Genomic DNA, 8,989 nt, shown 5'->3' with positions numbered 1-8,989 from the left:
AAACGCGTCAACCGGACATCTGCGCTCGTCACACAAATGATCCGCGTTATTGCTCAGATCACTGACACAAGCCTGACCATATACAAACACTGCCTGTTTCGAGCCTGTCCTCGCCTCCTGCAACAAATGTGTCGGGTTCGGTTGAGCAAACTGCGGAAAGGGCATGCTGCCGGGCAATGGGGAACCGGATTCAAGAACAGATCACGTTACGCGATCCCCGGTCGCGCATGCGGAAAATTCCCTCACCCCCGCATCACCCTTCCCACCTCATCCACCCGACACCGCACCTCAACACGCCCCTCAATCCCCGCCAGTGCGCGCAGATCCTCCAGATCGCGCCCGTCGAAGGTCTCGATCGAAAGCATCACCCTTCCGCCGCAGCATTGGCCGAGATCGGGGCCGAGTGCGTAGTCGAGGAAGAGCGCGGGGCCTCGGCCAGCCTCCAGGGCCTTGCGGCAATCGGTGAGGACGTCCCATTCGAGGCGGCCGCCGCCGATCGTGCCGGCGAAGGCGCCGTCGGGGCGGACGGCCAGCCAGGCGCCGGCTTCGCGGGGGGCGGAGCCCTTGACGGCGTGGATGCGCGCAAAAGCCGCCGCGCCGGCCTCCTCCACCATCGCCGCAAGGCGGGCGAAGGGGTTCGCCGCCCCGCTCACGGCTGCACTCCCGCCTCCGGATCTTCACCCTCCCGCGCCCCGCCATCCAGCGCCTCACCCTGCAATGCCGCGCAGGCCCGCAGCACCGCCTCGGGCGTTGCCGGCGCGTCGAGGGGGATGCGCGCGCCTTCCGGAGCCACCGCGCGCACGGCATCGGTGATGGCGCAGAAGGCGGCATTGGCGAGCATCAGGGGCGGCTCGCCCACGGCCTTGGAACGGTAGATCGTCTGCGTGCGGTTGGCATTGGGATAGAGCGTCACCTTGAAATGCTCCGGCACGTCGGAGGCGACGGGGATTTTATAGGTCGAGGGGGCGTGGGTGCGCAGCCGCCCCTCGCCGTCATAGACGAGCTCTTCCGTCGTCAGCCAGCCCATGCCCTGCACGAACCCGCCCTCGATCTGGCCGATATCCACCGCCGGATTGAGCGATTGCCCGACATCGTGAAGGATATCGACGCGGGTGATGCGGTTCTCGCCGGTGAGCGTGTCGATCACAGCCTCGACGCAGGCCGCGCCATAGGCGAAATAGAAAAACGGCTTGCCTTGCGCCTTCTCCCGGTCCCACCAGATTTCAGGCGTACGGTAGAAACCGGCCTCGGAGAGTTGCACCCGGTTCATCACGCAGGCGCGGGCGAGCTCGGGAAAGCTGACGCTCTCATTGCCGATGAAGACGCGGTCGTCGCGGAAATCGATCTGCTCTGCCAGTACGCCGTATTTTTCGGCGGCAAAGGCGCGCATGCGGCCCTTGATCGCCTCGCAGGCGACCTTCGCGGCCATGCCGTTGAGATCGGAGCCGGAAGAGGCCGCCGTCGGGGCGGTGTTGGGGACCTTCGCGGTGGTCGTCGCGGTGATGCGCACCCGCTCCAGGGCGATGCCGAATTCCTCCGCCACCACCTGCGCCACCTTCATGTAGAGCCCCTGGCCCATCTCGGTGCCGCCATGGTTCAGATGCACCGAGCCGTCCTGATAGACATGCACCAGCGCCCCGGCCTGGTTGAGATGCATGAGGGTGAAGCTGATGCCGAATTTCACCGGGGTAAGCGCGATCCCCTTCTTCAGGATTCGCGAGGAGGCATTGAAGGCCGCGATCTCGGCCCGCCGCGCGCGATAATCGGCGCTCTCGGCGAGCTCCGCGATCATCGCATGCATGATCTGCGGATCCTCGACCTTCTGGCCATAGGGGGTGATGTCGCGCCCCGCCGCATAGAGATTGGCCAGCCGCACATCCAGCGGATCGCGCCCGGTGGCCCAGGCGATCTCGTCCATGACGCGCTCGATCGAGAGCATGCCCTGCGGCCCTCCGAACCCGCGAAAAGCGGTGTTCGAGACGGTATTCGTCTTCAGCCGGCGTGTGTCGATGCGCACGGCAGGAAGATAATAGGCATTGTCGGAATGGAACATGGTGCGGTCGACCACGCCCTGGCTCAGATCCGCCGAATAGCCGCAACGCACCAGATGCGCGACCTTGTAGCCCTGGATGACGCCATCATCATCATAGCCGAGTTCGTAATCGCAGCGCATGTCGTGGCGCTTGCCGGTGAGGGCGAAATCGTCGTCGCGGTCGAGCCTGATCTTGCAGGGCCGCCCGGTGACCCTCGCGCCGAGCGCTGCGATCGCGGCCCATTGCGTGGCCTGGCTCTCCTTGCCGCCAAACCCGCCGCCCATGCGGCGCACCTCGCAGGTCACATAGGCATCGGGCAGGGCGAGCACCCGGGCGATCACGTGCTGGACTTCGGTGGGATGCTGCGTGGAGGAGGTGACGTGGATATCGCCCTCCTCGCCGGGCACCGCGAGCGCGGCCTGCCCTTCCAGATAGAAATGCTCCTGCCCGCCGATGCGCAGCGATCCGCTCAGCCTGTGGGGGCTTTGCGCGATCGCGGCAGCGGCATCGCCGCGCCCGAAGCCATAATCTGCCAGCACGGTCTCGTCGCGCGCCTCGGCATCCTCGACGGTGACGGAGGGCCGCTCGGCTTCGATCTCGACATGCGCCTTGCGCGCAGCGCGCCGGGCGGCGTCACGGGTGGTGGCGACAACGGCAAAGAGCGCCTGGCCGTGGAAATCGACGCGACCCTCGGCAAACATCGGATCATCGCCCATGGCCGGGGAGACGTCGTTGGGGCCGGGTATGTCGGAAGCGGCGAGGACGGCCACGACACCGGGTGCTTGGCGCACAGGGGCGAGATCGAGCGCGATGATGCGCCCGCGCGCCTTCGGCGCCATGCCGATGGCGATATGCAGGGTGCCCTCCGGCTCGCGGATATCGTCGATATAGTGCGCATTGCCCTGCACGTGCCGCAGGGCCGAATCATGCGGCAACGCCTGGCGTACATGCCGCAGGGGTCGCGACACATCACCCGCCACGCTATCCGTATCGCCCTCACCTTGCCCCGTCTTCACGCCATCCATCGCCGAACCCGTCATCTGTTTTCCTTGAGGATAATGCGATTTCGCGCTGATGCCAGAGTGCTGCCTCAGGGGAATGGCAAGCGCGAGAATGCGAAGCCCTCGCCGTCAGGGCGTACCCGCGCGATATTGGGCAGGCCCCAATGATAGCCAGCGACGGGGAGCTCCTCCCGGGCGGCCATGTCGAGCAGGCGCATCCGCGTTTCCCTTGCGGCATCAGGATCCATGTCGAACATCAGCTGCCAGTCGGGATGACGTACGAACAGCTCGGGCAGATGCGCGGCATCGCTGATCAGCAGCATTGCAGCGTCACCGGAAGCAATCCTGAACGCCATGTGACCCGGCGAATGTCCATGCGCCGCCAGCGCCGTGACGCCGGCGGCGATCTCGTCGCCATCCTCGTATTCGAGGAGCGCCAGCGCCGGCTGGGCGGGATTGTCGAAGATGCGCCGAACATTGGCGAAATTACCCTGCCAGAATTCAGGCGCCCGCGCCGCCTCGTCGGCATCGAGCCAGTAAGCGAGATCGCGCCGCGGCACCATGACCTGCGCCTGCGGGAAAAGCGGCTGGCCGGAGGCGTCGCGCAGGCCGTTCACGTGGTCGCCATGACAATGCGATATCACGACCGTATCGATATCCTCCGGCGCGACGCCGATGGCGCGCAGATTGGGCAGGAGCAGCCCGAACCCGGTCCCCTCCGCCTGCGGGCCGTTGCCGGTATCGAAAAGAACCAGCCGGTCATCAAGGCGCAGCAGCAGCGGCGTGAACGGTATCTCGATGGTATCGCGCGAACGCATCCCAGCCGCGAGCGCATCAGCCACCGTGGCGCGGGGCGCATTGGCGACGAAGCTGTCGGCGAGCGGCATCACCCGCTTGCCGTCATAGACACCGGCAATGGTCGCATCGCCGAGGCGCGTGACGAAGGCGGGAGTGGGCGCGGGTTGCGGCTTCATGCGTCGTCCTCCTCGGATCGCCGCGCCGGCTCATGCTCGGCGCGATTGATGGCGTATCTGCGAGGGTCGCCGAGCCCGAGGGATTGTCAATACCTGTGCGCGCAAATCCGCCAAGCGACCAATGCGCGAGTCGCCTCATGCGCTCAGCACGGATCCCGCCGGTGTCGCAAAAGAAAACCCCCGCATGCCTTGCAGCATCCGGGGGCAGTCTTCAGGGTCGTGGCTGCGCCGATCAGGCGCGGAATTCCGGTGCGCCTTCCTCGCCGAGGCGGCCCCAGATCTTCTTCTTGGTGAAGTAGAGCAGACCGGCAAAGACGATCAGGAACAGCATCACCTGGAAGCCGATGCGCTTGCGCTGCTCGAGATGTGGCTCCGCCGTCCACATCAGGAAGGCGGTCACGTCCTTGGCATATTGCTCCACCGTCTCGGGCGCAACCGGACGGTTGGCACCTTCCGGCGTGTAGGAGATGACGCCATCGAACAGGACGTTCGGCATGGCGACGATCTGGCCGGGATAATACGGGTTGTAGTAATTTCCCGGTGTCAGTTCCATATCCGCCGGAGGCTCCTCGAAGCCCTTGAGGAAGGCGGCGATGTAGTCGACACCGTTTTCGTTGTACTGCGTGAACATGTCGGTGATGAACCAGGGGAAGCCGCGCTCGAAGGTGCGGGCCTTGGCCATCACGGAGAGATCCGGCGGAGCCTTGCCACCATTCGCCGCCGCCGCCTCGCGCTCGTTGCGGAAGGGGCTGATCCAGCGGTCGGACAGTTCACCCGGACGCTCGAACATCTCGCCGGACGCATCCGGGCCATCCGGAATGCGGAACTCGGCTGCGAAGGCTTCGACCTGCCCGGTGCTGAATTCAGGCCCGCCCGGCTCCGCCAGATTCCGGAATGAGACGTATTCGAGACCATGGCAGGAAGAGCAAGCCTGGCGAAAAACGAGGAAGCCGCGCTGCAGCTGCTCGCGATCGAAGGTGCCGAACGGCCCGGAGAAACTCCAGTCCTGAAGCGGCGGTTTCAGATATTCACCGGCTGCATGGGCCGCGCCGCTCGGCAGAGCGAGGGCGGCGACGAATGCGCCAGCGAGGAGGAGGGTCTTCTTCATTGTCACGAACCCTGATTCTTGTCATTCCCGTCGCGACCGCGCCGCCTGTGAAGGGGCGCGGTCAGGTGTGGCTGACCTCACGCGTCCTGAGGCTTTGCGGCTGCGCCCTGCGGCATGCCCGATCCGCTCTTCTTCAGCACCGATTCCGCGATCGAATTCGGCAGCGACTTCGGCTTTTCGAGCAGACCGAGCAGCGGCAGGAAGACGAGGAAATGCGCGAAGTAGAGCGCCGTCAGGATACGTGCCCAGACCACGTAGGCCCCTTCAGCAGGCATCGCTCCGAGATAGCCGAGCCCGATGCAGACGATCGCAAAGAGCCAGAAGAACAGCTTGAAGAGCGGACGATAGGCGCCGGAACGCACACGCGAGGTGTCGAGCCAGGGCAGGAAGGCCAGCACCGCGATCGATGCGAACATGGCGATCACGCCCAGCAACGCATTCGGAATCGCCCGCAGGATCGCGTAGAAGGGCAGGAAATACCATTCCGGCACGATATGCGAGGGCGTCACCGACGGGTTGGCCGGCACGTAATTGTCCGCGTGGCCCAGATAGTTCGGCATGTAGAAGACGAACCACGACAACACGATGATGAACAGCACCGCCGAGAATGTGTCCTTCACCGTCATGTAGGGGTGAAAGGGCACGGTGTCCTTCCTGGTCTTCACGTCGATTCCGGCGGGATTGTTGTTACCCGGCACGTGCAGCGCCCAGACGTGGAGCAGGACCACGCCGAAGATCATGAAGGGGAGCAGGTAATGCAGCGAGAAGAAACGGTTCAGCGTCGGATTGCCCACTGAGTAGCCGCCCCAGAGGAAGGAAACAATGGTATCGCCGACGACGGGGATCACCGAAAACAGGTTGGTGATCACGGTGGCACCCCAATAGGACATCTGGCCCCAGGGCAGCACGTAGCCCATGAAGGCCGTCGCCATCATCAGGAGCAGGATGATCACGCCAAGAATCCAGAGGACCTCGCGCGGCGCCTTGTAGGAGCCGTAATACAGACCGCGGAACATGTGGATATAGACGGCGACGAAGAAGAACGAGGCGCCGTTTGCATGCAGGTAACGCATCAACCAGCCGTATTCCACGTTACGCATGATGTGCTCGACTGACGAGAAGGCCAGTTCGGCATTGGCCGTGTAATGCATCGCCAGAACGATGCCCGTGACGATCTGCAGAACCAGCACGATCATCAGGATCGCGCCGAAGGTCCACATGTAGTTGAGGTTCCGGGGGACCGGGAACGCCACGAAGGAGGAATGCACCAGCCCGATGATCGGCAAGCGGCTTTCCAGCCACTTGGCGCCGGCGCTCTTGGGGACATAGGAAGGGGAATGCGTGCTCATCTGTCTCGCCTGCTAGAACTTGCGTGCCCACCATAGGGCCCGTCTGATGCGAACCCGTCAGGCCTCTTCGCCGATGATGATCGTCGTATCATCGACGAATTCGTAGGGCGGAAGCGGCAAATTGATCGGCGCCGGGCCGACGCGGACGCGCCCGGACGTATCGAAGACGGAACCATGACACGGGCAGAACCAGCCGCGATACTGCCCCTGGAAATCCAGAGGCACGCAACCGAGATGGGTGCAGTTGCCGTAAATGATCAGCCACTGCTCCCGCCCCTCGACCACGCGATCGGCATCAGGCTCCGGATCGATCAGATCGGACAGCGGCGTCTCTTGCGCCGCCTCGATCTCCTCGACCGTGCGATGACGGACGAAGATCAGGGCATCGCGCCAGAACACGCGCACGATCTGGCCCTCGGCGATCGGCGACAGATCGACTTCGATCGGTGCGCCGGCGGCGATGACTTCGGCATCGGGTGCGAGCTGCGCGATGAAGGGCCACGCAACGGCGGCGACACCGATCGCCGCAGTGGCGCCGGTGGCAATGAACAGAAAGTCGCGCCTTGTCGGTTCGGCGGTCGGGGTGGTCTCAGCCACGTCACTCTCCCGGCATCAGTTTCCACAAATCGAACGCGTCGAGGGCCGCGCTCCGGCTTCGCCAGAGTTCCACATAAGCGTGAGAATTCGCACGATGTTACATGCACGAGCCCCCACGCGCCGGCAATGCGACCCGGCGTCGCCACGCGGCGCGGTCTTTGACACGCTCGCGCGTCCGTGTCCATAGCGCAGGAATGCCTAATCGGTCCAGCAAATCCGGTTTTGAACGATTTTTACCTGGCGTGGCTTTCCGGCGACGGCTTCAGGCCACCTCCAGAAAGCCCCCGGATTGCCGCGCCCAGAGCCTTGCGTAATGGCCGTCGCGCGCGAGCAGTTCGTGATGCGTCCCCTGTTCCACGATGCGGCCCTGATCGAGCACGATCAGGCGGTCGAGCGCCGCGATGGTGGACAGCCGGTGGGCGATGGCGAGGACGCTGCGGCCCTGCATCAGTTTTTCCAGCGAATCCTGGATCGCGGCCTCCGTCTCCGAATCGAGCGCCGATGTCGCCTCGTCGAGCACGAGAATCGGCGCATCCTTGAGAATCACCCGCGCGATGGCGATGCGCTGGCGCTGCCCGCCGGAGAGCTTCACCCCGCGCTCGCCCGAATGCGCGTCGTATCCGCGCCGTCCGCGATGATCTTCCAGCGCCATGATGAATTCATGCGCATGGGCGAGCTTCGCCGCGCGCTCGACCTCCTCTTGCGTGGCGTCGAGGCGTCCGTAGAGGACGTTGTCACGGATCGAGCGATGCAGGAGCGAGGTGTCCTGCGTCACGACGCCGATCTGCGCGCGCAGGCTGTCCTGGGTGACGCGGGCGATATCCTGCCCGTCAATGCTGATGCGCCCGCCTTCGAGATCGTGCAGGCGCAGGAGCAGCGAAGCGATGGTGGATTTTCCCGCCCCGCTCGGCCCCACCAGCCCGACCTTCTCCCCCGACGCGATGGCCAGGTCGAAGTGCTCCAGAACCTCCGCCTCGCCGCCGTAATGGAAGGTCACGTCCTCGAAGCGGATTGCGCCGTCACACACCTCGAGCGGGCGCGCGGCCGCCGTATCAGTCACCTTGTGCGGCTGGGCAATGGTGCGCATGCTCTCCTGCACCACCCCGACATTCTCGAACACGCCGCGCACCGAGCGCATCACCCAGCCCGACATGGCGAGGATGCGCATGACGAGCGCGAGCCCCGCCGCCGCCTCGCCGGTCGACATCGCGCCCTCGCGCCATAGCATCAGCGAGAGCGTGGCGATGGCGGCGAGCAGGGCCGAATTCATCACCGCGAGCGTTCCGGCGGAGGCCACGATCACACGCCCCAGATCGAGAAAGGCACGCGTATTGCGCGCGAGCGCCTCGCGCACGGATGCGCGCTCGTCTTCGGATCGCGCAAACAGCTTCACCGTCAGCGCGTTGGTATAGCTATCCACGACCCGTGCCACCAGCACGGAGCGGGTATCGGCGTTCTTCAGGGAGCGATCGCGCGCCAGCGGGATGAAATAGCGCAGGAGTAACCCGTAGCCGATCATCCACAAGGCCATCGGCAGGGCGAGCCACAGGCTGATCGAGGAGAAGAGCAGGAAGGCGGTGATGGCGAAGATGCCGACATAGAGCAGCGTGTCCAGCAGGGTCACCGCGATCTCGCGCACCGCCGGCCCGACCTGCACGATCCGGTTGGCCAGCCGCCCGGCGAAATCGCCCTGGAAATAACCGAGCGCATGGCCGATCGTATAGGAATGGGTGCGCCAGCGGATCATGTTGGTGGTCTGCGGCACGATCACCTGGTTGGTGACGATGTCATGGGCGACATGCAAGAGCGGGCGCATCACGATGACGGCGAACGCCGCGAGCAACAGCGCCGTGCCGTGATCGGTGTAGACCGTCTGCGGATCGGCGGTGGACAGCAGGTCCACGAACCAGCCGACGAGCAGATACAG

7 protein-coding genes are annotated in these 8,989 nt (G+C 64.8%); all 7 read right to left on the bottom strand.

The annotated features are described in order from the left end of the window. Positions 1 to 242: 242 nt before the first annotated feature. On the bottom strand, positions 243 to 653 hold the full coding sequence (locus VKP01_RS11880; RefSeq protein WP_324412543.1) for an XdhC family protein: 411 nt from the start codon (positions 651 to 653) through the stop codon (positions 243 to 245). After that, the gene (gene xdhB / locus VKP01_RS11875; protein ID WP_324412541.1) at positions 650 to 3,073 is read right to left on the bottom strand and encodes a xanthine dehydrogenase molybdopterin binding subunit; all 2,424 of its coding nucleotides are present in this window, start codon (positions 3,071 to 3,073) and stop codon (positions 650 to 652) included. Before xdhB ends, VKP01_RS11880 begins: the two co-directional genes overlap by 4 nt. A gap of 50 nt (positions 3,074 to 3,123) precedes the next feature. Further along, positions 3,124 to 4,008, bottom strand: coding sequence for an MBL fold metallo-hydrolase (locus tag VKP01_RS11870; RefSeq protein WP_324412538.1), 885 nt, complete (start codon positions 4,006 to 4,008; stop codon positions 3,124 to 3,126). Positions 4,009 to 4,240: 232 nt separating this feature from the next. Beyond that, positions 4,241 to 5,116, bottom strand: coding sequence for a cytochrome c1 (locus VKP01_RS11865; protein ID WP_324412536.1), 876 nt, complete (start codon positions 5,114 to 5,116; stop codon positions 4,241 to 4,243). Between the two features lie 77 nt (positions 5,117 to 5,193). Then, positions 5,194 to 6,465 carry a cytochrome b/b6 gene (locus tag VKP01_RS11860; protein WP_324412534.1) on the bottom strand — a complete coding sequence of 424 codons (1,272 nt, stop codon included), beginning with the start codon at positions 6,463 to 6,465 and terminating at the stop codon, positions 5,194 to 5,196. Between the two features lie 57 nt (positions 6,466 to 6,522). Then, complete coding sequence (gene petA, locus VKP01_RS11855) at positions 6,523 to 7,062, bottom strand: ubiquinol-cytochrome c reductase iron-sulfur subunit (protein ID WP_324412533.1); 540 nt, start codon at positions 7,060 to 7,062, stop codon at positions 6,523 to 6,525. A 262-nt stretch (positions 7,063 to 7,324) separates the two neighbouring features. Next, the coding region (locus VKP01_RS11850) for an ABC transporter ATP-binding protein (protein WP_324412531.1) at positions 7,325 to 8,989 on the bottom strand (1,665 nt) is incomplete at its 5' end.

The organism is Saliniramus sp., from assembly GCF_035311605.1.
In the GTDB taxonomy this organism is placed as follows: domain Bacteria; phylum Pseudomonadota; class Alphaproteobacteria; order Rhizobiales; family Beijerinckiaceae; genus Saliniramus.
Note: the sequence above shows the minus strand (reverse complement) of the source record. Positions and strands in the feature narration are given on the sequence as shown.

What these genes read in the sequence shown, in the direction of transcription:
- VKP01_RS11865 (WP_324412536.1), bottom strand. Translation starts at nt 5,116, where the DNA reads ATGAAGAAGACCCTCCTCCTCGCTGGCGCATTCGTCGCCGCCCTCGCT.
- xdhB (WP_324412541.1), bottom strand. Translation starts at nt 3,073, where the DNA reads ATGACGGGTTCGGCGATGGATGGCGTGAAGACGGGGCAAGGTGAGGGC.
- VKP01_RS11870 (WP_324412538.1), bottom strand. Translation starts at nt 4,008, where the DNA reads ATGAAGCCGCAACCCGCGCCCACTCCCGCCTTCGTCACGCGCCTCGGC.
- VKP01_RS11860 (WP_324412534.1), bottom strand. Translation starts at nt 6,465, where the DNA reads ATGAGCACGCATTCCCCTTCCTATGTCCCCAAGAGCGCCGGCGCCAAG.